The organism is Amycolatopsis sp. CA-161197 (assembly GCF_050942255.1).
GTDB lineage: Bacteria > Actinomycetota > Actinomycetes > Mycobacteriales > Pseudonocardiaceae > Amycolatopsis.
Window position 1 is genome coordinate 6149883 of the sequence record NZ_CP192059.1, and the last position, 21038, is coordinate 6170920.

The following is a 21038-nucleotide window of genomic DNA, read 5'->3' on the forward strand; positions in this document are numbered from 1 at the left end:
TCTCGAAGCAAAGACTAACTGGATCTACCACATCATAACGCCCACACTGGCCCGGTGAGCACCTCGAAACCCGTTCTGGCCATCGGCGGCACCGTCGTCCTGTGGGCCTCCGCCTTCCCCGCGATCCGTGTGGGGCTCGACGGCTACGGCCCGCTCGGGCTGTCGCTGGCGCGGCTCGCCGTGGCCTCGGTCGCGCTGGCCGTCGCGGCGCCGTTCCTGGGCGTGCGGCTGCCGCGGCGCAAGGACCTGCCGCTCATCGCGTTGTGCGGCCTCACGGGAATGGCGGCCTACCAGGTGCTGCTCAACTGGGGCGAGGTGCACGTGCCCGCCGGCACGGCGAGCCTGCTGGTGGCCACGGCGCCGGTGTTCAGCGCGGTGCTCGCCGCGGCGTTCCTCGGTGAACGGCTCGGCGCCCGCGGCCTCCTCGGCAGCGCCGTCGCGCTCGGCGGTTCGGCGCTCATCGCGCTGTCCGGCGGGGACGTGCGGTACTCGACCGCCGCGTGGGTGGTCCTCGCCGCGGCGCTCGTGCAGGGCGCGTACCACTTCTGCAGCAAACCGTTGCTGCGCCACTACTCCGGGCTCGAAGTCGCGTGTTACGCGATGTGGACCGGCACGGTTTTCTCGCTGCCGCTGGCCCCCGCGGCCTGGCACGGCCTGGAAACCGCGCCCGCGTCGGCGCACGCGTCCGTGCTGTACCTGGGGTTGCTGCCCTCGGCGCTCGGGTTCGTGTTGTGGGGCTACGGCGTCGCGCGCAACACGGTCACCGCGGCGACGTCGGCGCTCTACCTCGTGCCCGTGGTGGCGCTGGCCGTGGCCTACGTCTGGCTCGGCGAGGTCCCCGCGCCCGTCGAGCGGGTGGGCGGCGCGGTCGCCGTGGGCGGGGTCGTGCTCATCACCGCGCGGCGCAAGGCGCGTGTGCGCGAACCCGTCGGGTGAGCGTCAACGGCCCCCGCCACGGCCGCGGCCACCGCCGTTGTCGTCGGAACCCCGGCCACCGCGATCACCGCCGTGGTCGTCGCCGGGTTCGGGAGCCCGGGTGCCGGAGGTGTGCGGGTTGTCGTCCGACGGCGGGGCCGACACCGCCGTGACGAGCGGCGGCGGCGGGATCCACAACGGGGCCGGCGCGTCGGCCGTCCGGCCCGGGTCCACGAGGGACCACACGGCCGTGCCACCCCACACGATCCCCGCCGCGGCACCGGCCGCCACCACGGCGCCGGCGAGAGCACCGAGCACCTGGCGGCCCCGCCGGGGCGCGCGAGGACCGGCGCCGGCACGGGTCTCGAACACCACGGGCCGGGGGTCGGCGGCGGGATCGGTCACGGGTCCATCCTCGCGATCGCCGCGCGGGAGCGCCATTGTCCGGTGGTCCTAGTACCGGTCGGCGTGCCGCTGCGCCCACAGCGCCGCCTGCGTCCGGTCGGTGACGCCGAGCCGCTGGTAGACGTTGGTCAGGTGCGCCTTCACGGTCCGTTCGGTGATCCCGAGGCGCCGGGCGATGGACTTGTTCGGCAGGCCGTCGCCGACCATGCGCAGCACCTCGCGCTCGCGGTCGGTCAGCTTCGCGGCGGGCTGCGCGGCACGCCGATCGCTCAGCAGCACGCGCGCCGCCTTCGGGTCCAGCGGCGAGCCGCCCGCGACGATCTCGCGGATGCCCGCGAGGATCACCTCCGGCTCGCTGTGCTTGAGCAGGTAACCCTCGGCCCCGGCGCGCAGCGCGTCGAGGATCCGCGCCTGGTCGGAGAACGACGTGAGCACCAGGACGTGGGTGTCGGGGTTCGCCTCGACGATCCGCGCGGTGGCCGCGACGCCGTCGGTGCCGGGCATCGACAGGTCCATCAGCACCACGTCCGGGCCCAGCTCCGCCGCGAGCGCCACGGCCTCCTCGCCGTCGCCCGCGGCGCCGACGAGCTGCAGGTCGCCGGCGGTGCTCAGCAGCTGGGTGAGACCGGTCCGCACGATGGCGTGGTCGTCGGCGATCAGCACTCGGATCATGACAACGGCACCTCCGCCTCCACCCGCGTGCCCCGGCCGGGCGCGGCGCGCACCGACAGCCTGCCACCGGCCTCGGCCAGCAGGTCGCCGACGGCCCGCAGCCCGAAGTGCCCGTCGCGCGCCTGCTCGGTGAGCCGGTCTCCGTCGAAGCCGCGGCCGTCGTCGTCGATCACCAGGATGGCCCCCGAGCCGGCCCGCGTCACGCGCACCAGCACCGCCCGGGCCGCGCTGTGGGCGACGACGTTGCGCAGCACCTCCTGCGCGGTGCGGAACAGCAGCGCCGACGCGGCCGGGGGCAGGCCGTCGGCGTCGTCCGCGTCGAGGTCCACGGCCACGCCCATGCGCTCCAGGCCGCCGGCCAGCTCGGCCAGCGCCGGCCCGAGACCCTCCTCCGCGAGGTTCGGCGGGTAGATGTCCACGAGCAGGGAGCGCAGCGCGCCGACGCTCGTGCGCAGCCTCCCCGCGGCGTCGGCGATGACTTCGGCGCGGCGGGCCTCGTCCGGCTCGCCGAGCCTGGCGGCGTCGAGGCCGAACGTGAGCCCGGACAGGTCCTGCACGATCCCGTCGTGCAGGTCGCGGGCGATTCGCCGGCGCTCGGCGTCGGAGGCGTCCACGGCGTGCTGCAACAGGCGTTCCCGCTCCCGCTGCGAGCGCCGCACGCGCCGCGCCAGCGACCACGCGAACGGCACCTGCACGACCTCCAGCACCACCAGCGCGCCCAGCGACGGCGGCGCGAACCGCGCCCACGCGGCCTGCCCGGCCTGCGTCACGGCGTCGTAGCGGTAGTAGGCCTCCAGCAGCAGCGGGCGCCCGTCGGCCGCGCGGATCCCGACGTAGACCTCCAGCAGCTTCCCGAACGACGTCTCGAGCCGGTTCTCCGGCCGCGTCAGGTCGCTGACCTCCGACACGCTCCCCTGCACCCGCAGCGCCTCGGCCTCCTCGGCACTGAGCGGGTAGCGCTCGCCGATCAGCGCGGACGCGTCGGAGTAGAGGATCGTGCCGTCGGCGGACCAGACCTTCACGCGCACCAGCGAACCCTGCAGCACGTAGCGCCGGATGGCCGCGTCGAACGCGGTCAACGCGGCCGGGTCGCGGTTCACCACGGCCGCGTCGAGGCGCGGTTCGACCACGCCGCGGGCGGTGACGGACGTGGTCTGCACCGCCGACTGGGTGGCCTGCGCCGTGCCCGCTTCGCGCGCGAGGTAGGCGATGAGGCCGGCCAGTGCCGCGAGCACGACCACCCCGGCGATCGTGAACCGGGCGAGCAGCCCGGCCGTGGACGGGCTCCGCTCCGGTGACATGCGAGCACGGTATCGGCCCGGGTGCCCGGTCCGGACCTGTCCGGCAGGACTACGACCTCCCGATCGGGCGAGGCGGGAACCGGCTCCCCGGGCGGAGCACTCCGGCGATCACCCTGCGTGACATTTCGGCGGATCCACTCGGCGTAGCCGGAGCTAGGCCGTTTCTTGGCCCAGTCGTTGCTCCGCGTGAAGCGCCGCGGGGTGCGGTTCGCCGGGGCCTGTGAGGGCGATCACTGCAGCGTACGGGCCGGATGTGGGCGGTGTGCCCCGGTTTCCACCTGGTCGGCGGCGTCTCTAAATGAGACTCCCGCCCGCTGGGGACAGGCGTATACCGAGCGATGTGCCACCGCGACGACCAGGCACACGACCAGGCACATTCCGGATGCCCGACCAGGGAGCCCGCTCATGACCACCCTCGATACCAGTGCCGAAAGCGTCCCCCGAGTACCTGCCCAGCACACTGCGGAGGCCGCTCCCGAAGCGCCCCCGGCCGCCGACCCGATGATGGTCGGTCTGCCCAGTTTCGTCGTCGGATCCGTCGCGCTGGGGCTCGTCCTCATCGGCTACGTGCCCGCGACGGCCGTCGGCGCGTCACTCGCCGTCATCATCGCCGCGACCGGTCTCGGCCTGCTCATCGCAGCCGTCTGGGCCGCCGCTGTGGGCCAGAGCGCGGTGGCGGGTGTGTTCGCCATCTTCTCCGGCTTCTGGCTGAGCTACGCGCTGCTCGTGCTCGGCCTGACCCACAACTGGTTCGGGATCGACGCGGCAGCAGCCGTCGCCACCCAGGGGTTGTTCCTCATCTCCTGGCTCGTCATCGTCGGCATGCTGACGCTCGCGACCCTGCGGTTGCCGGTGGCCTACACGCTGCTGTTCCTCCTCATCGAGGTCGCGCTCGTGCTCGTGCTGGTCGGCACGCTGCAGGGCTCGGCCGGCATTCTCCAGGTCGGCGGGTACGTCGTGCTGGTGTTCGCCGCCGTCGGTGTGTACCTGTTCTTCAGCTCGGCCTCGACGGCCACGGGCGGGTCCGCGCTCCCGCTCGGCCCGCCGATCGTGCACTGAGCGAACTGCGTCACACGTGCCCCGGAGTCCGCGACTCCGGGGCACTTTCCTGCGACGATCGCGGTCTCGTCCACGGGACACGACGACGTGACAGGAGGACCATGCCCGACGGATTCCGCGACATCCCGACCACGACCCTCGCCGACCTGCTGAGCCGCGACCAGGTGATGGACATCGGCGTGCGCCCGCTGTGGGGCCCCGTGCCGCGCGTCGCGGGCCCGGCCTACACCGTCCAGTGCCCGGCGGGCGACAACCTGATGCTGCACGCGGCCATCCACCGCGCTCCGGCGGGCTCGATCGTCGTGGTGGAGTCCGGCGACCTGGACTACGCGCTGGCGGGCGGCAACGTCTGCGCCGTGGCCCAGCGCAACGGGATCGCGGCGTTCGTGCTCGACGGCGTGATCCGCGACCTCGCCGAGGTGCGCGAGCTCGGGTTCCCCGTGTTCGCCCGCGGCCTGATCCCGATCCCCGGCAGGAAGGCGGCCGTCGCGCCGCTGGGTGAGCCGGTGAGCTGCGGCGGGGTCACCGTGTACGCGGGTGACATCGTGACCGCCGACGAGGAGGGCGTCGTGGTCACGCCCGCCGCCGACGCGGAGCGGATCCTCCTGGCCGCGCAGGCGCGCCTGGCCGAGGAAGAGGCGCAGACGCTCGACGAATGGGACGCCGACCACCAGATCCGGATCGACGCCATCCTGGAAGAACGCGGGTTCGCAGGCTGACGGCCCGCGCCGCGACCGTCGTGAGTGGACGGTCGCGGCGCGGGTTTCTCGTTATGGGTAGGACTTCAGCATCGCCAGCCCGGTGACGGCGTCCGACGGGCCGCCCGTGTCGTTGACGACGTGGGCGATCGTGCCCTGACCGCCGCCGAGCGAGAACGTGATCATGCTGTGGAACTTCACCCCCGGCCGCTTCGGGGCGGCGATGGCGCGGTCGGACACGATCGTGCGGTCCTCGGCGAAGATGCAGTAGCTGCCCAGGCCCCACGCTTCGTGCGTGCGGACGTGGTCGCCCACCGCGTAGGCGGGGAAACCACGGTGGGTCCCGTCCATCCACGCGGCCTGGTTCGGCGGGTCGTACGGCATCTCGTTCTGGAAGAAGTAGGTGCGGCCGCCCTCACCGTTCCACTCGACCTGGGCCTTCTGGTGGTGCTCGACGAACAGCCCGTAGGCGATCACGCCCGAGCCGTTCACGACCAGGCCGACGTCGGAGGTGTTGGCGTCCCAGCCGACGCCCGCGCCGTGGTCGGCCCGCCACAGCCACATGTTGTCGATGAGCACGTCGGCGCTGTTGACGACCACGCACCGCTTGGCCTTGCCCACGCCGGCACCTCCGACGCGCACGAACACGTCGTGCATCGAGCTCGGGTTGCGCGCGTGGCCGCGGCGTGACCCGTCGGGCCCGAAGCGGATGAGCGGATCGGACGCGACCGGTCCCGCGTCCACGAGCAGGCCGGCGACGCGCACGCCGTCCACGTCGGCGACGTCGAGCGCGGTGACGCCGTTGTCCGGGATCAGGGTGGCGTAGCCGAGGCCGAGCACGACGGTGTCGGCGCGTGTGACCGTGAGCGGCTGGTCGACGTGGTAGATCCCCGGGGTGAGCAGCAGGTGCTTGCCCTGCGCGAGGGCGGCGTTGAGGTCGGCGGCGGACTCCGCGGGCTTGGCGATGTGGAAGGCGTCGAGGGGCAGCGAGGTGCCCTCGGGCTTGCGCGCCTCCCAGCTGGTGGCCTCGGCGTTCGTGCGGACGGCGGGCACGAACACCTGGTAGGCGCCGGCGCCGTCCACGTACAGGAACGGCTTCTCGCAGATCACCGGCGTGCGCTCGACGGAGGTGTACGGCGGGGTGGGGAACGAGGTCGCGGGCGAGCCGGGTGAGCCGACGAACACGAAGTTCCAGTTCGAGCCCACCCACGACCCGACCACCGAGTTGCGCGTGAGCCACTGTTGCTGAGTGCCGGAGTTGACCTGGCCGGTGAGCTGGCAGTCGGCGATGAACCCGCCGCTGGAGTAGCCGCCGTCGGACAGCTTGAGGTCGCCGAGCAGGTAGATGCGGCGGTAGTAGGTGGCCTGCGAGACGGCCCAGGTGTCGACGCCGCTCTTCGGGACGGCGTTGAGGTTCTCGGCGCCGCGCCAGAAGTTCACGAGCGTGCCGTTGCCGTGCGCATCGCCCTCCACGCCGAGCGAGCCGGTGATGCTGGCGCCGCTGGGCTGCAGGCCGAGGCCGGCGACCTGGGTGTAGTAGCCGAGCTTGACGTCGACGGAGTAGGCGCCGGGTTTGAACAGCAGCGCGTAGCGGCCCTCGCCGAACTGGCTGCCGCGCTGCTGGGCGTAGATCGCGTCGAGGGTGGCCTGGATGTTCGGGGTGCTCGAGTCGAAGACGTGGACGTTGGGGCCGAAGTCGGGCTGCCCGGCGGCGTGGGTGGCCGGCGGTGGGGCTTGCGGGGTTTTCCTTGCCGGGGCGGCCACGGCGGGGCTCGCGAGGGTGAGCCCGGACGTCGCCGCGAGGGCGGCGCCGGAGCCCAGCGCCAGGAAGCTTCTTCTCGCGAGGGTCTGGTCGGGGTTGTCGGGCTGTGCCGGCTGTGCTGACTGTGCTGACTGTGCTGGCAACGGGGGGACCGTCCTTTCGACACGACACGACACGTGGCGGCGTGTGCGGGCCGAGGAATCCGTGCGGCACCGACATTTCCGAGCCGGGCTCACCGGTGTCAAGGCGCCTGTCGGTGACCGGGACAGCCGAAAGTCCTGAACGCCGCGACCGTGGCGGTACCGGCAAAGGCGGCAGGTTGCGGAGACGGCTAGGGTCGGGGGTGGGGACCGCGACGACAGGAGTGCCACATGACCACGAACCAGCCGGGCGACCAGGAACCGTTGGACGCCGAGATCGTCGAAGCCCCGGCGAGCGCTGGCGCGCCGGCGGCGGACCTGCCCGAGCCCGACTACAGCGAGGGCGGCGTGCCGTCGTTCGACTTCGTCCGCGACCGCATCGAGAACCGCTACAACACGTCGGTGGGGGCTCAGGAGCTCGCGGGAATCGGCGGGCCGGAGACGATCGAGTCGCTCGACAAGAAGATCGCCGACCGGGACAAGGCCGCGAAGGACAAGCTCGCCGAGATCCGCCGGTCGATGGGCAAGCAGTAACGTCCCTTGTGGATGGTCAGCCCAGCAGGTCCAGCACGGCGTCGGCCGCCGCTTTCGCGCCGCCGGCGGCGGTGATCTCCTTGGCCAGCCAGGCCAGCCGGTCGTGCACCCGCGCGTCGCCGGCGACGCGCAGCACCGTCTCGCGCACGAGCTCCGAGGTGAGGGCCTCGGAGTCGAGCACCTCGCCGAGGCCGAGTTCGCGGACGCGGCGGGCGTTGAGTGCCTGTTCGGGCACTTGGGGCAGCGTCACCAGCGGCACGGCGTGCGAGAGCGCCTCCATGATCGAGTTCATGCCGGCGTGGGAGACGAACGCGGTCGCGTCGCCCAGCACCGCCTGCTGCGGCACCGACGGCAGCGCCTCGACGTTCGGCGGCAGCTCGCCCAGCAGCGCGGGATCCGTGCGGCCGAGCGACATCACGACGTGCCACTCCGTGCCCGCGAACGCCTGGGCGCACGCGCGGAACACGTCCGGCCGGTCGGTGAACGCCGTCCCCAGCGACACCAGCAGCACCGGCTTCCCGCCCGGCGGCGCCCACTCCCCCGCCCGCACCGTCGGGCCGACGAACCGGTAGGTCTCGTCGAAGGTCTCCGCCGCGATCTGGAACGCGGCCGGCACGAACACCAGCGTCAACGGCACCGGCGGCGCCGCCATCGGCACCAGCGGCACGGGCAGGCCCTGCTGCTGCGAGAACTCGTGCAGCCGCGTCGCGAACCGCACCAGCGCCTCGTTGTCCGGCCGGAAGTCGGGCGGCAGCAGCTCCGCCAGCGGCAGGTGCTCGTTCACGGCCATGCTCGCCACCAGCGCCACCGCCGGCACCCCCAGCCGCTGCGAAACCGCCGCGGCGACGGGCGCCACGGTCGCGTCGAAGCACACCACGTCGGCATCCCGGACTTTCTCCACGAGAGCGTCGATCCCGGGCGCCGCCGCCTCCAGCAACCCGTCCAGCAGGCCCACGAAGCTCGTGGTGCTGAACGCCTCCCGCGACAAAGCGGTCGGATCGAGCGCCCACGGCAACCGCACCGCCTCCGCCCCGGCCCCCTCGATGGCCCCCACGTACGCCGGCCCACTCGCGAACGTCACCCGATGCCCACGCCCCACCAGCTCCGCCACCAGCGGCAAGACCGGATTGACATGCCCTGCCGCAGGCGCGGCGACGAAGAACAGGTGCTTGCCCACAGGTGGTTTCCCCTCGCAGACCGGAGAAGATCACCGTAACGGCGGTCGTTTCGGCTGGACTGTGTCCGTTCGACCACCGCGCAGCACCCGGATCGACACCCCTTCCGGCAGGTGGGCCGAACGAACCGCTCGCGCATCGCCGCCGCCACGACCGGACCGTTCGTGCGACCACAGCCGCGAGCGGACCGTTCGTGCCGCCAAGGCCGAGCGACCGGTCCGATCGCACCACCCGCGCCCGGCGAGGCGGGGCGCGACGGGCCGGCCGGCAGGAACCCGCCGCAAAACCACCCCACCCCGCCGGCGCCGGCGTGATTTGATCGCCCCATGCCTACCTCCGTGCGCGTTCCCGGTCTGGTGCTCACCGAGCACGAGTTCGACGTCCCGTTGGATCACAGCAAACCCGAGGGCGAACGGATCACCGTGTTCGCGCGGGAGGTCGCGGAGCCGGACGGCGGGGAAGAGCGGCCGTTCCTCGTGTTCCTGCAGGGTGGGCCCGGGCACGAAGCGCCGCGGCCGGCGGGGCGCCCCTCGGGGTGGCTGGGGCGGGCGGTGCGGGACTACCGGGTGCTGTTGCTGGACCAGCGGGGCACCGGCAACTCGACTCCCGTCGGCACATTGCCGGGGCGCACGCCCGCCGAGCAGGCCGGCTACCTGGCGCACTTCCGGGCCGACTCGATCGTGCGGGATGCGGAGCTGATCCGGCGGCAGCTGGGCGTGCAGCGGTGGAGCGTGCTGGGCCAGTCGTTCGGCGGGTTCACCTCGCTCGCCTACCTCTCGCAAGCGCCGGAAGGCCTGCGGGAGGCGTTCTTCACCGGCGGCCTGCCACCCGTCGGCCGCCACCCCGACGAGGTGTACCAGGCGACGTACGCGACGCTGCTGGAGCGCAACCGCCGCTACTACCGGCGCTACCCGGGCGACCGCGAGCGGGTCCGCAAGCTGCACGCGCGCCTCGACGCCGGGGAGATCACCCTGCCCGACGGCACGCCGCTCACGTCCCGGCTGTTCCGCCAGCTCGGCCACGTCCTCGGCGCGAGCGAGGGCGCCGAGACGCTGCACTACCTGCTGGAGCGCGACCCCGACTCGCCGGCCTTCGCCCACGACGTCGCTGCGACGCTGCCGTTCTCGGCGCGCAACCCGCTCTACGCGGTGATCCACGAAGCCTGCTACGCCGACGGCCACGCCACCCGCTGGTCGGCCGAGCGCACCCGCCCGGCCGAGTACGACGACGACGTCACGCTCTTCACCGGCGAGCACGTCTTCCCGTCGGTGTTCACCGACCTGCCCGGCCTCGCCCCGTTGCGCGAAGCCGCCGAGCTGCTCGCCGAGCGCGAGTGGCCGCGCCTCTACGACGCCGACGTCCTGCGAAGCTGCGAAGTGCCGTGCGCCGCCGCGATCTACGCCGAGGACGCGTACGTGGACCGCCGGTTCTCAGAAGAGACCGCCGGGCTGATCCCGACGATGCGCCCGTGGGTCACGAACGAGTACGAGCACAACGGCCTGCGCGCGGCGGGCGAGCACGTGCTCGGCCGGCTCATCGACCTCGTCCGCGGCCGGGCCTGAAGATCGAAAAGAAGTGCCGGATAGCCCACGGGAATGGTGGGCGTGTTACGATCGATTCCGTTATCACGCCCACCGGTTTCGTTATCAGGTCGTTTTCTGAAGCCACACCAGAGCAATTCCATCGGCCCGGAAACGCGGAACGTTACAGAATTCGAGCGTGGTTTTTACCACTCGGGAATCATTTCCCTCCGTCGCTTTTCTGCGGCAGAATCCCGCCATTGCCCAACGTCGGGCACAGTCGCAGCAGGGAGTCGCCGTGAAGAAACCGCTGGGCCGTCTCGCAGGTGCCGTGCTCGCCGGCGCCGCCCTCACGCTCGCGTCCGCGCCGGCCGCCTTCGCGCAGGACGACCCCACCGCGCCGGTCGAGACCTCGGCGACGTCCGAGCCGACGGACTCGACGGCACCGACCACATCGGACTCCAGCACCTCCGAGACCCCGACGAGCGACTCGAGCACCCCGACGTCCGCCACGCCGCCGAGCACCACCGGCGACACCCCGGCGCCGGCGGACCCCGAGGTGCAGACCACCGAAGGCCACCGCGCCCCGGCCGCCGCGAAGCCCCGCGCAGCCGAGGACGCGAAGGACTCCGAAGACGGGCAAGACGGCCGGAACGCCGACGAGACCACCGAAAGCAGCGCCCCCACCGACCCGTACACCGACAACGCCGGCCACGGCTTCGTCGGCCTCGGCGGTGAGGGCGTGCTGGTCATCGCCTGCGCGTCCGGCGCGCCCGGGAACGTCGCCACCGTCGGCCTGACCGTGACCGCCGGCCCGGACCAGGACGGTGCCGACGGCCGCTACTGGAACTACGACGTGCGCGTGGTCGACGGGTACACTGCCACCACCGCGCCGTTCAGCTGGACCTGCGACGGGCAGGAGGGCCACGGCGACGTGACCTTCGAACAGGTCACCCCACCCACTTCGGACACCAGCGAACCGCCGTCCGGCAGTGAAACCCCCAGCAGCGGTGAGACCCCCAGCAGCACCGCCGGCAGCCCGGCCACCTCGGTGTCCACTTCGGACATCACGAAGGCCGCACCCGGTCCCGCTGGCACCCACCCGACGGTCCAGGTCCGCTACGCACCCCAGGGTGGCGTCGAGACCGGTTTCGGCGGCACCGCGCGGTTCTGGTTCTGAGCCGATGAACCGATCCAAGCTCATCGCGACGGCGGCCGCCGCACTGGCCGTCACCGCCGTGCTGGCCGGCTGCGGTTCCGCGCCGGCCGCCGCGGCCAAACCGGTCCCGAGCAGCGTGCCGGTCACGAAACCGTTCAAGGGCCTGCGCCCGACGTCGGTCAGCATCCCGAAGATCGGCGCGCAGTCCAGCCTGGTCTCCGTCGCGGTCAACCTCGAAGGCAAGATCTCCGTGCCCTCGGTGAAAACTCCGATGCAGGCGGCGTGGTACCGCCTCTCCCCCGTGCCCGGTGAGGTCGGCCCGGCCATCGTCCTCGGCCACGTGGACGGCGACAAGAAGCCGGGCATCTTCTACAAGCTCAAGGATCTCGTCCCGGGCGACGAGGTGGACATCGACCGCAGCGACGGCAAGAAGCTGAAGTTCACTGTCGACCACCTCACGCAGGTCCCCAAGGACCAGTTCCCCCAGGACGCCGTCTACGGCAACAGCACCAAACCCGAACTCCGGCTGATCACCTGCGGTGGCGTGTTCGACCACGCCGAGCACAGCTACGAGGACAACATCGTCGTCTACGCGAACCTCGCCTCGTAGCTCAGACGAGCGAGCCGACCACCGCGTACCCGAGCGTCGCCGCGCCCAGCCCCGCGGCCACGCTCAGCACCACGTTGGCCACCGCGAGACCGTACGCCCGCCGCTCCAGCAGGCGTACGGTCTCGTAGCCGAATGTGCTGTACGTGGTCAGCGCTCCGCAAAAGCCTGTGCCGACCAGGATCGACACGGCGGCGGGCAACGCCGACCCGGCACCGGCCACCGAGCCCAGCACCAAGGACCCCACCAGGTTGACCGCGAACGTGCCCCACGGAAACCCGCTCTGGTGGCGCGCCTGCACGAAGCGATCGGTGAGGTACCGCAGCGGCGCCCCGACCACCGCACCGACGAACACGAGCAGCACCGTCACGACTCGACCGTCCTTTCCGGACGGACGAACATCCTTCGCGCGAGCGCCATCCCGCCCACCACCGCGAGCAGCGCCGCCACGAGCGTGCCCGCGAGGTAGCCGAACGCGAGCCCGACCGTGCCCGGCCGCAGCAGCCCGTGGATCTCGACGACGTAGGTCGAGAACGTGGTGTAGCCGCCCAGGATCCCGATCCCGAGGAACGGGCGCACCAGCCGGTTCGCGGTCCACGCCTCGGTGATCGCGACCATGAGCACACCGATGAGGAAGCAGCCGGTGATGTTGATCAGGAACGTCGCCAGCGGGAAGTGCCCGGGCGCGGTGGGGAGCAGCTCAGCGACGCCGTAGCGCGCGAGCGCGCCCAGGCCGCCGCCGAGGGCGATCACGACGAGGACCGGCGCGTGCTCCCGCACGGCCGTGCGGCGCCACAGCGGCATCCGCCGCGAAGACGATTCGGGCACAGATGTCTCCTACTCCACGCGGGCATGCTAGCGCCCTCGGTTCGAGTAGGGACTGTTGGCAGCGAATGCTGCGGTTGTCCGGGTTACCTCGGGGAGTCCCGGAGCGGCGAGCCCCACCGCCGCGCGAGTAGCTTACCGGACCAGATCCGCCGGTGTGCGCAGGGCCGTCAACGCGGTCGCGAACATCGTGGACTTGATCGCCCCGAGCGTGCCGCGGTCCTTGCCCGCCAGCGGCGCGACGACCTCGGTCGCCGTGCTGACCAGCGCGGCCTCGTCGGCCGTCGCGTCGACCAGGCCCAGCTCCCGGGCCTGCGGGCCGCCGAAGCGGCGCCCGGTAGTCATCGACGCGACCGCCGTGGCCGGGGTCAGCTTGGCCTGGATCAGGGCGGCCATGCCGGGCGTGAACGGGATGTTGATGTCGGCCTCGGGGAAGCAGAAGAACCCGCGGTCGGCGCGCATCACGCGGAAGTCGTGGGCCATCGCCAGCATCGCGCCGGCCCCGAACGCGTGCCCGTTCACCGCCGCGACGGTCGGCACCGGCAGCGCGAGCACACGGGCGAGCAGCTCGTGGACGTCGGTGACGTACTTGCCGGCCTCGTCGCCGTGGGTGGTCAGCCACTCGAGGTCGAGGCCGTTGGAGTAGAGCTTGCCGCTGCCCGTGGTCACGAGCGCGGCGGGCGCCGAACCGGCCGTGACGGTGTCGAGATGGGTGTTCACCTCTTCCAGCCACGCCGGTGAGAACCGGTTCTCGTCGGCACCGAAGTCGAGGACGGAGACGGCTTCGTGCTGGGTCAGTGCGGGCATCGCGAGAATCCTTTTCAGACGGTGGTTGCGGTCCGGGACGAACGCCGCTTCGGCGGCGGCAGAGCGAGCACCGCGCGCACGGCGGCGGCGAGCCGGCGGCGGCTGTCCTCACCGACGCGGCCTTCGGCCAGCTCACGGCGGTAGATCGCGCTCGGCAGGTCGACGACACACGTGGTGATCACCTCGACGGCCAGGCCGTCGCCGCGCTGCCACAGCTCGCGCGCCAAGCGCACGAGCAGGCGCACCAGGCGTTTGTCCAGCGCGTGCAGCGCCTCGGCGATCTCGTCGGGCAGCTGCGGGCCCAGCACGCGGTCGGGTGAGACGGTGATCATCAGCCGCGCGGCATCCGGGCGCCGCGCCGCCACGACGGCAGGCGCGTCGGCCGCGGCAACCACCGCAGCGACCGGGCCGGCCTCGGCCAGCGCGGCGTCGACCAGGCCTTCCTGTACGTCGACGAAGTGGGTCGCGGCCCGCAGCCAGGCGCGCCCGACGAGCGCGGGCAGCGAGCCGAAGCTGTGGTAGATCGCGCTGTTCGGCACGCCCGCGGCGAGCGCGAGCCCGCGCGCGGTGACCTCCTCGGGGCCGCGGTCGGCCACGAGGCGCTCGGCGACGTCGAGCAGCCGTTCGGGGTCGTGGATCCGCGGCCTGGGCACGAAGCCGAGCGTAAAGGAACACGCGCTCCACAACAACGGTGTTGTGGAGCACACGTTCCTTTACTCGGCGACGAACACGCAGTCGTGTCCGTCGCGGGTCGCCACGTCGGGGTCGTCGAGCCACTGCCCGCCCGTGGCGAGGTAGCGGAAACGCAGCTTCACGCCGCGCCGCACCTCGACGGCGGCCGAGCGCGTGCCGTTGGACCGCTTACGCAGCTCGTGGCGCCCGGGCTGCCAGTCGTTGAAGTCGCCGACCACGCTGACCGGCCCCGGCGGGGTGTCGAGCGGGAGGACGAACGTCACCTTCCTCGCCCCGCGGCCGGCTCGGCTGGTCTTGATCACGAGTGCTCCCCTTCACTTTCCGGCTGGTTCCGCCGAAAAGCGTTCCACGCGTTCCCGCTCGCAGGCGTGAGAACCGCCTGCCCGTCCGGGTGAACTCACGGCGTGCGGCCGGGGACCACCTTCACGGTCTTGTTCGGGAACCGGCGTTCCACATGGGACTTCGCGGCCGAGCCCGGGGTCACGTAGATCGTTTCTTCCTTGTCCTGCAACGGTCGCAGCACCGTGCGCATGAACTCGCGGCGGTCCTCCAGGTACGGCCCGAGCACGTCCTCACCCGCCGGGCACACGGCCATGCAGTAGGCCGCCTTGTAGTTCGCTTTGAAGGAAAGGCTTTGCCACATCGACGCGTTCTCGGAATCGGTGACGCGCTCGCGGAACTCCGCGCCGTCGGCGCTGTCGGCGACGGTCTCCACCCAGTCGGTGAACCCGCCCATGAACTCGCGGTAGTTGTGCGTGGAGCAGGCCGCCCAGTCGAACTCGCCCGTCTTGGCGATGGCCCCGACGGGGCACGCGGCCACGCAGAGCTTGCACTCCACGCAGGGGTTGTAGTCCAGCGCCTCGCCGTAGCCGGTCACGTCGGCATCGACGAGGAGTGTGGCCAGCAGGACGAAGTTGCCGAACTTCGGGTGGATCACGTTGCGGTGCAGGCCCATCACGCCGAGGCCGGCCGCGACCGCGACCGTCTTGTGCGCCACCACCCAGATCCGGCCCGGAAAACGGTCCATCTCCATCGGGAAGGTCGCCGACGGGTTGAGCGCGCGGTAGCCGGCGTCCTGCAGCTCGCGGGTGATCGTGCGGGCCGCCTCGTTGATGATCTCGCCGCTGCGGTGGAACTCCTGGTTCGCGACGCTGCGCGCGGGCGTGCGCACGTTGTCGCGGTTCATTCGCACGACCAGGGAGATCAGGCTGCGCGTGCCGGGCAGCGCGGCGAGCGCGTGGGGCCGCTCCCCCGCCAGGTCGGCGTGCTCCAGCGACACGGCCGCGACGTCGTCGGCTCCCGCGGCCAGCGCCAGCTCCCGCAGCCACGCGGCGTCGATCGGCCCCGGCTTCGGCGGGGTGCCGCGCTCCAGCACGGCGCGCACCGACGGGTGGGCGGCAAGTTTGCGCGGCAGCTCGGGCACGAGGAGTCCTCCATCGGTAGGAATTTCCAACCAACGTTCCCGCGTGCTGAGTCCGATAACAAGACCGAGCCTGCCGCGGCGGGGACGCGCCCCCGCCGCGGCGCCGGGCTCAGCCGGTGACCGAGATGTCGTCGAGCTGCTCGGCGGCCGGGCGGACCGGGTAGAGGTCCCCTCCCGGCGGGGCGGGGATGTGCGGGAGCGCGGCCTTCGCCTGGGCGTCACCCGCGTCGGCGGCGGCGTGGACGCTGTCGAGCGCCGCGTACTGCAGGAAGTTCAGGTCGGGCAGCGGCCACTGCGACGCCCCGCCGGTCGCGGCGGGCAGCAGGTGGTCGACGGCCTTGAACAGGCTGCCGCCCTCCGGCGTCCGGTAGCTCCACAGGTCCACGCCGACGTGGCGGCCGATCTGCGCGAGGCGGGTCAGCGCGACGAGGTTGAACGTGTGGTAATGGAAGCTGCGCGTGCGCGTCGACTCCTCGGACTGGCTGCCGTCGGCCGCGATCTGGTGGTCGAGGCGGGTCTTCTCGGCGCCTGTCACGATCTGCTTGGTGAGTGCTTTGTCGCCGGTGTAGAGCGCGATGCCGGCGGACAGCATGTCGTAGAACGAGCCGTGGTTGTTGGTCTCGGCGGCTTCGTCCGTGCCGTTCTTGCTCGTGCGCAGCCAGGTCAGGAAGTCGGCCGACCAGCCCTTCATCGCCGTGGCGTCGGTCTTCGACCAGCCGGGCGCGCCCGCGTCGAGGATCCGGGCGGCGTCGAGGACCTGGGTGAAGGTGTAGGCGAACTCGATGATGCCGATGCCGCGGCCGTCGTTCTTGCACGGGATGCCCTGCGCGAAGTCGAGGTTCGGGTTCATCTTCGTGGCCGCGTCGAGGAACCAGGTGCGCAGGTCGAGGGCCGCGCGTTGCGCGTACTCGGGCTTGCGCGTGTAGAACCAGGCCAGCGAGAGCTGGTAGATGGAGCTGAACGCGGTGAGCCGCTCGGCCTTGTCCGGGACGGCGGTGGTCTCGGGGTTGAGCACGCCGTCGCGCTGGACGTACGGGCAGCCCTGCGGGTTGTCGGCCGTCGCGGGCCGGCTGGGCCACCAGTAGGGCGCGAGGCTCAGGTAGTCGTGCTTGTCACCGCTCGGCGGCACGCGCTCCTTGTCGACGACCGTCCACGGGCCCTTGGTGAGCGCCGCGTCGGCCTGCTTGAGGAGGTCGGCCAGCGACGTGCGCAGGGTTCTGTCGCCGAGCAGCAGCCCGACGCGGTTCTTCGTCAGCCGCGCCCCGTCGAGCACGACGGTGTCGGGCTGACAAGCGAGCGAGACGATCGGCAGGTCGCACACCGACTTCGGTGACTGCTGCACCGGGACGGCTCCGGCCGCGCCCGCGGTGGTGGCAAGCAGGCCGGCGACGGTGGCGAAGACGAGGGAGATCCGGCCCAGCCGGAAACGGGACCGTGAAGGAGGCAGCACTGCAACTCCGTTCAAGTATGTGAATCTCAAGCAGATATGTGAATTCAACTTAGGGAGTCGAACACGCGGAGCCCAGTCGGCAGCACCGCCTGGCGTTACGAAACCACAGCATCAGGCTCATCAATTGGCCACTGGGTGCGTTACATCTAAGCTTCCGCCATGCCGACGCTCTGCCTCGCCTGCGGTGCACCGTTGCCGGCGGCGGCCGGGCGCCAGGGCGGACGACGGCCGCGGTTCTGCTCCGGCGCTTGCCGCCAGCGCGCGTACCGGCGGCGGGTGCGGGCGCGGCGGCCGGGGGCGGGGTGCACCGGACGGCGCGCTGAGACGGCGACGCTGCGGCGGCTGCTCGCGAACCACCGGCTCGTGACGATCACCGGCCCGGCCGGCGTCGGCAAGACGCGGCTCGCGGCGGAGCTGACGGGCGCGGTGCGCGCCGATCCGTCCGCTGTGGAGCTTCCGGCCGAGCTCGGGAACCTGCTCGTGCTGGACGGCTGCGAGGACGCCCTCGACGCCTGCGCGGCACTGGTCACGCGGCTGCTGCGGGAGCGCCCGGGCCTGCGGGTGGTGGCCACGAGCCGCGTCGCGCTCGGGATCGAGGGTGAGCAGGTGCTGCCGCTGCGCGGCCTCTCCCCCGCCGACGCGGCCCAGCTGCTCGCGGAGCGGATCCACCTGCTGGACCCGTTCCTCACCGTTGCGCCGGCCGACGTCACAGAGCTGTGCCGCGTGCTCGAAGGGGTACCGGCGGCGCTGGAGCTGGCCGCGCCGCGCGTGCGGCTGCTGGGCGTGGCCGGGGCAGCCGAAGGGCTGGCGACCGCCCTCGACCTGGCCCCCGGCAAGGTGCGCGCGGAGCTCGAGAGCGACCGCCGGCGGCTTTCGCCCGCCGAACGCGAGGCGTGGCACCGGCTTTCGGTGCTGCCCGGTCCGTTCGACCCGGAGCTGGCGTCGGTTCTGGGCGCCGGGCCCGAGGTGCTGCAGCGGCTGGTCGCGGTGTCGCTGCTGGTGCCCGAACCCGCCGCCGACGGCACGACCGGGCTGCGGCTGTGGGCGGCCGCGCGCGCGTTCGGCCGCGAGGCACTCGACGCCGAGGGCGGCACCGACGCCGCGTTCGAACTGCTGACGGCCCACCTCGTGGCTCAGGTCGAGCCGCACCTGCCGGCGTTCCTCCTGCCCGACGGTCTCTGCCGGCGGCTCGTCGCGCGCGCCGAGCCCGTGCTCGCGGTGATCCGGCGGCTCACCAGCCGCGGCGACGCCCGGCTCGCGGTGTTGGCATGCGGGCTCGCGCGGTCGTGGCTCGCGCTGGGCCGCAACCTCGCCGAGAGCGAACGGTTGCTGCGCGAAGCTCTGCCGCACGTCGCCGATCGGCCGGACCTCACCGCGTCGCTGCTGGCCGCGCTGTGCAAGGCCGCGCACCGCGCCGGCCGCTACGCCGAGCAGCTGCGCCTCGGCGAAGCGGCATTGGCGCTGGAGTCCACACTGGACCGCCCTGCTCGGGTCGCCTCGGTCCTCGACCTGCTCGCCGCCGGGCTGCGCGCGTCGGGAGCGGACGCCGCCGCGCGCTGCCACGAGGCCTTGGTGATCGCGCGTGGCCTCGCCGATCCGGCCGTGATTTCGTTGCTGCTCAACGACCTCGCGTGGGGCGCGCTGGGATCGGGCGACCTCGACGAGGCCCGCGAAGTGCTGGCCGAAGCCCTGCCCCTCGCCCGCACCCACGCGACACCCGGCCGCCTCGCGAGCGTGCTGCACACCGCCGGCGCCGTCGCGCTCGCCGCTGGCGACCACCCCGCGGCCGAGGCGTGGTTCGTGGAGGCCCTGCTCGTCACGAACCCCGCAGACGGCCTCAAAGTGCCCTACTTCACCGAAGGCGTCGCGGTCGTCCTGACCGCCCGCGGCGAACACGAGCGCGCCTTGAGCCTCTTCGCGTGCGCCGACGCCGTCCGCCGGGGCCTGGGCGCCGTGGCGGAACCCGCGTGGCGCCGGCGGGTCCGCGACGCCCTGGACACCGCCACCGCCGGCCTGGACCCGCGCCGGGCCCGGGCGGCCACCCGCGCGGGTGCCCGCGTCTCCCTCGCCGCCGCCGTCGCCCACGCCCTCGACGCGAGCGCGCACTTCCACGCCACGGGCCACCGCGGGCTGACCCCGCAGGAGCACACCGTCGCCGCCCTGGTGACCGACGGCCTGACCAACCAGCAGATCGCGCGCCGCCTCGGCATCGCGCCCCGCACGGTCGCCACCCACCTGGAACGCATCCGCGCCAAACTGGGCGTGCGCCCCCGCTCGGCGCTGGCCGCGTGGTTCACCCGCACGACAGCCGAAACCGACTGGAGCTGACGACGCCGGTCCGCTGTGCGCGTCGCGTGTCGGGTGGACGCGTGCCCACTATCGGGTGATCAACTCGGACCGCTCGGGCTGTCACACGCGCCGGGTCCGCCTCGTCTCCCTGACGACAACCGGGCTACCAGATGAGGACCTCCATGCAAGCCATCACCGTCCGCGAACGGGACGCCGGTCTCGCCGGACTGTCCGTTGAGGACATACCGCGTCCACGCACAGCGGAGAACGACGTTCTCGTACGGGTGCACGCGGCCGGCTTCACCACCGGCGAGCTGGATTGGCCGGGCACGTGGCACGACCGGGCCGGCCGGGATCGGACGCCGAGCGTGCCGGGGCACGACGTGTCGGGTGTCGTCGCCGAGCTGGGCTACGGCACCACCGGTTTGAGCGTGGGCCAGCGGGTGTTCGGATTCGCCGACGGCACTCGCGACGGCGCGCTCGCCGAGTACATCGCAGTCGAAGCCCGCAACGTCGCACCGCTGCCGGCGGACCTCGACCACACCGTGGCCGCCGCGTTGCCGATCTCCGGGCTGACCGCGTGGCAGGGCCTGTTCGACCACGCGCGGCTCGCCGCCGGGCAGACCATTCTGATCCACGGGTGCGCCGGAGCGGTCGGCTCCCTCGCCGTTCAGCTGGCCCGTGAGGCGGGTGCCCGGGTCATCGGCACCGGCCGGGCCCGCGACCGCGAACGCGCGCTCGGCTTCGGCGTGGACACGTTCCTCGAGACCGACCGGCTGGAGGACGCGGGCGAGGTCGACGTGGTGTTCGACGTGTTCGGCGGGCAGATCCTCCACCGCTCCACCGCTGTGGTGCGCGCCGGCGGCACGCTCGTCTCCATCGCCACACCACCCGAGATCCAGCCCGCGGACGGCCGGGCCCTGTTCTTCATCGTCGAGGCCGACCGAGCACGGCTCACCGACCTCGCTCAGCGGGTCCGGGACGGCCGGCTCGAGGTGGCGGTCGGCGAAGTGCGCCCGCTGGCCGAGGCGCCCGAGGCGTTCCGCTCGAAGCGTTCGCCCGGCAAAACGATCATCCGCGTCACCGAGGAGCAATCATGAAACACGCCACGATCGCCGGTGTTGTGCTGGCCGTCGTCACGCTGGCCGGGGCCACCGCCTGCGGCAGCTCGGACCGGCCCGCCGCCGGCGGCACGTCGACGGCGCCGACGGCCGGTTCCGTCGCGGCGACGCGTCCCACCGACAAGTTCACGCCGCTGCTCCAGCAGGCCCTGCCGGACGTGCCGGGCAAGACGTTCACCTCGGCCGTCGTCGACTTCCCGCCCGACGGGAAGGGCGTGCCCCACCGGCACGGTGCGGCGTTCATCTACGCCTACGTCATCGAGGGCGTCATCCGCAGTCAGCTCGAAGGCCAGCCCATGCAGACCTACCACCAGGGTCAGGGCTGGGTCGAGCCGCCCGGCTCCCACCACGTCCTCGCCGAGAACACCAGCGCGACGCAACCCGCCAAGCTCCTCACGGTCTCCGTCTCCGACACCGGAGACCCGCTGAAGACCGACGACCCGCACTGACGAGTTTCCCAGGCGCAGCCCGAGGTTCGCGGGC

22 protein-coding genes are annotated in these 21038 nt (G+C 72.4%); 10 read left to right on the forward strand and 12 right to left on the reverse strand.

The features are described 5' to 3' along the window. Window positions 1–54: 54 nt before the first annotated feature. Window positions 55–936 (forward strand): DMT family transporter, encoded by an 882-nt coding sequence (locus tag ACQPXB_RS28775; RefSeq protein WP_432845111.1) that lies wholly within the window; start codon window positions 55–57, stop codon window positions 934–936. Window positions 937–939: 3 nt separating this feature from the next. Here ACQPXB_RS28775 and ACQPXB_RS28780 read toward each other — a convergent pair whose 3' ends face one another. From ACQPXB_RS28780 to ACQPXB_RS28790, 3 genes are read right to left on the reverse strand one after another with little or no spacing between them, the layout of a single operon-like run. Continuing rightward, entirely contained in the window at window positions 940–1320 is a 381-nt protein-coding gene (locus ACQPXB_RS28780) for a hypothetical protein (RefSeq protein ID WP_432845112.1), read from the reverse strand. A 48-nt stretch (window positions 1321–1368) separates the two neighbouring features. Continuing rightward, on the reverse strand, window positions 1369–1992 hold the full coding sequence (locus ACQPXB_RS28785) for a response regulator transcription factor (protein WP_366583630.1): 624 nt from the start codon (window positions 1990–1992) through the stop codon (window positions 1369–1371). Continuing rightward, window positions 1989–3293: a sensor histidine kinase gene (locus ACQPXB_RS28790; protein WP_432845113.1), complete on the reverse strand. Its 1305-nt coding sequence runs from the start codon at window positions 3291–3293 to the stop codon at window positions 1989–1991. Before ACQPXB_RS28790 ends, ACQPXB_RS28785 begins: the two co-directional genes overlap by 4 nt. Window positions 3294–3698: 405 nt before the next feature. On the opposite strand from ACQPXB_RS28790, the gene ACQPXB_RS28795 reads away from it, so the two are divergent. Both ACQPXB_RS28795 and ACQPXB_RS28800 read left to right on the forward strand, forming a co-directional pair. Then, entirely contained in the window at window positions 3699–4352 is a 654-nt protein-coding gene (locus ACQPXB_RS28795; protein WP_366583628.1) for a GPR1/FUN34/YaaH family transporter, read from the forward strand. Between the two features lie 101 nt (window positions 4353–4453). Further along, window positions 4454–5071, forward strand: a complete 618-nt coding sequence (locus ACQPXB_RS28800; RefSeq protein ID WP_432845114.1) for an RraA family protein — start codon at window positions 4454–4456, stop codon at window positions 5069–5071. Between the two features lie 51 nt (window positions 5072–5122). On the opposite strand, the gene ACQPXB_RS28805 is transcribed toward ACQPXB_RS28800, so the two are convergent. After that, window positions 5123–6955: a coagulation factor 5/8 type domain-containing protein gene (locus ACQPXB_RS28805; RefSeq protein WP_432845115.1), complete on the reverse strand. Its 1833-nt coding sequence runs from the start codon at window positions 6953–6955 to the stop codon at window positions 5123–5125. A 228-nt stretch (window positions 6956–7183) separates the two neighbouring features. Here ACQPXB_RS28805 and ACQPXB_RS28810 point away from each other — a divergent pair, with 228 nt between their 5' ends. Beyond that, entirely contained in the window at window positions 7184–7486 is a 303-nt protein-coding gene (locus ACQPXB_RS28810) for a hypothetical protein (RefSeq protein WP_366583625.1), read from the forward strand. 16 nt (window positions 7487–7502) lie between these two features. Here the strand turns inward: ACQPXB_RS28810 and ACQPXB_RS28815 are convergent, their stop codons facing one another. Continuing rightward, a complete protein-coding gene (locus tag ACQPXB_RS28815) occupies window positions 7503–8663 on the reverse strand; it encodes a macrolide family glycosyltransferase (RefSeq protein WP_432845116.1) in 1161 nt (386 codons plus the stop codon). Between the two features lie 324 nt (window positions 8664–8987). On the opposite strand from ACQPXB_RS28815, the gene ACQPXB_RS28820 reads away from it, so the two are divergent. The 3 genes from ACQPXB_RS28820 to ACQPXB_RS28830 all read left to right on the forward strand — a co-directional run bounded on the left by ACQPXB_RS28820 (window position 8988) and on the right by ACQPXB_RS28830 (window position 11950). Beyond that, complete coding sequence (locus tag ACQPXB_RS28820) at window positions 8988–10223, forward strand: alpha/beta fold hydrolase (protein ID WP_432845117.1); 1236 nt, start codon at window positions 8988–8990, stop codon at window positions 10221–10223. A gap of 256 nt (window positions 10224–10479) precedes the next feature. Beyond that, complete coding sequence (locus ACQPXB_RS28825; RefSeq protein ID WP_432845118.1) at window positions 10480–11361, forward strand: hypothetical protein; 882 nt, start codon at window positions 10480–10482, stop codon at window positions 11359–11361. Between the two features lie 4 nt (window positions 11362–11365). Next, window positions 11366–11950 carry a class F sortase gene (locus tag ACQPXB_RS28830; protein WP_432845119.1) on the forward strand — a complete coding sequence of 195 codons (585 nt, stop codon included), beginning with the start codon at window positions 11366–11368 and terminating at the stop codon, window positions 11948–11950. 1 nt (window position 11951) lies between these two features. Here ACQPXB_RS28830 and crcB (ACQPXB_RS28835) read toward each other — a convergent pair whose 3' ends face one another. From crcB (ACQPXB_RS28835) to ACQPXB_RS28865, 7 genes are all read right to left on the reverse strand, one after another. Then, window positions 11952–12317, reverse strand: a complete 366-nt coding sequence (gene crcB / locus ACQPXB_RS28835) for a fluoride efflux transporter CrcB (RefSeq protein WP_432845120.1) — start codon at window positions 12315–12317, stop codon at window positions 11952–11954. Continuing rightward, the gene (crcB, locus tag ACQPXB_RS28840; protein ID WP_366583619.1) at window positions 12314–12775 is read right to left on the reverse strand and encodes a fluoride efflux transporter CrcB; all 462 of its coding nucleotides are present in this window, start codon (window positions 12773–12775) and stop codon (window positions 12314–12316) included. Before crcB (ACQPXB_RS28840) ends, crcB (ACQPXB_RS28835) begins: the two co-directional genes overlap by 4 nt. A 132-nt stretch (window positions 12776–12907) precedes the next feature. After that, complete coding sequence (locus tag ACQPXB_RS28845) at window positions 12908–13579, reverse strand: enoyl-CoA hydratase/isomerase family protein (RefSeq protein ID WP_432845121.1); 672 nt, start codon at window positions 13577–13579, stop codon at window positions 12908–12910. 14 nt (window positions 13580–13593) lie between these two features. Continuing rightward, window positions 13594–14232: a TetR/AcrR family transcriptional regulator gene (locus ACQPXB_RS28850; RefSeq protein ID WP_366583617.1), complete on the reverse strand. Its 639-nt coding sequence runs from the start codon at window positions 14230–14232 to the stop codon at window positions 13594–13596. Window positions 14233–14292: 60 nt separating this feature from the next. Next, the gene (locus ACQPXB_RS28855) at window positions 14293–14574 is read right to left on the reverse strand and encodes an isoamylase early set domain-containing protein (protein ID WP_366583616.1); all 282 of its coding nucleotides are present in this window, start codon (window positions 14572–14574) and stop codon (window positions 14293–14295) included. Window positions 14575–14669: 95 nt separating this feature from the next. Continuing rightward, window positions 14670–15695, reverse strand: a complete 1026-nt coding sequence (locus ACQPXB_RS28860) for a 4Fe-4S binding protein (protein ID WP_366583615.1) — start codon at window positions 15693–15695, stop codon at window positions 14670–14672. 109 nt (window positions 15696–15804) lie between these two features. Further along, a complete protein-coding gene (locus ACQPXB_RS28865; RefSeq protein ID WP_432845122.1) occupies window positions 15805–17145 on the reverse strand; it encodes an alginate lyase family protein in 1341 nt (446 codons plus the stop codon). A gap of 159 nt (window positions 17146–17304) precedes the next feature. Between ACQPXB_RS28865 and ACQPXB_RS28870 the strand changes: the two genes are divergently transcribed. The 3 genes from ACQPXB_RS28870 (at window position 17305) to ACQPXB_RS28880 (ending at window position 21004) form a co-directional block, all read left to right on the forward strand. Further along, the gene (locus ACQPXB_RS28870; protein ID WP_432845123.1) at window positions 17305–19473 is read left to right on the forward strand and encodes an ATP-binding protein; all 2169 of its coding nucleotides are present in this window, start codon (window positions 17305–17307) and stop codon (window positions 19471–19473) included. A 143-nt stretch (window positions 19474–19616) separates the two neighbouring features. After that, a complete protein-coding gene (locus ACQPXB_RS28875) occupies window positions 19617–20534 on the forward strand; it encodes an NADP-dependent oxidoreductase (RefSeq protein ID WP_432845124.1) in 918 nt (305 codons plus the stop codon). Next, entirely contained in the window at window positions 20531–21004 is a 474-nt protein-coding gene (locus ACQPXB_RS28880; protein ID WP_432845125.1) for a cupin domain-containing protein, read from the forward strand. Before ACQPXB_RS28875 ends, ACQPXB_RS28880 begins: the two co-directional genes overlap by 4 nt. Window positions 21005–21038: the final 34 nt, after the last annotated feature.